Here is a 540-nt window from a genome sequence, read left to right on the forward strand (position 1 = left end):
TCCCGTCCGGATCCTTCAACACCGTCAGTACGGGTGCCCCGGGTACGACCAGGGCACGCCCGAACGCGACCGGAACCTCATCCGGGATCGGCTCGTCCAGGGGGTCGGGGATCTCGGGTTCGGCGACGGGCTCGACGAACTCAACGGGGTCATCCTCGTCGGCAGGTTCCGGTGCACCGGGATGTTCGACGTCCTCGACTTCAGGAACATCGGCGTCGGCAGGTTTGGGGAGCAGGTCGTCCCAGGCTGCCGCGTCGGCGGCGTCGGCGGGTGTTTCCGCCGAGTCACTGTTGACGGCACCGCCACCCTTCGTGCACGTGGCCAAGCCGCATTCGCAGTCGAGCCGAGCGCCGGGGACGCCGGTGATCTCCCCGAGTGCGATCACCCGCAGCGATCCCACGCGGCGGGGGTCCTTGCGGCAGGTGCGTTCGTCAATGAGGGCGTTGATCTGCGTCGTGAGAAATACCCCGTAATGGGCGGGAACAACCGCATCCAGAGAGGAGTGCCCGGCAACATCGGGGGTGATGGTCACGTGTCCCA

General features: G+C 67.2%; 1 pseudogene. It reads right to left on the reverse strand.

The window, feature by feature from the left end:
- A pseudogene (locus P3L18_RS28155) lies at positions 1–540 on the reverse strand (HNH endonuclease); the annotation flags it as partial.

Origin of the sequence: Gordonia sp. N1V (genome assembly GCF_029269935.1) — a bacterium.
Lineage (GTDB): Bacteria > Actinomycetota > Actinomycetes > Mycobacteriales > Mycobacteriaceae > Gordonia > Gordonia polyisoprenivorans.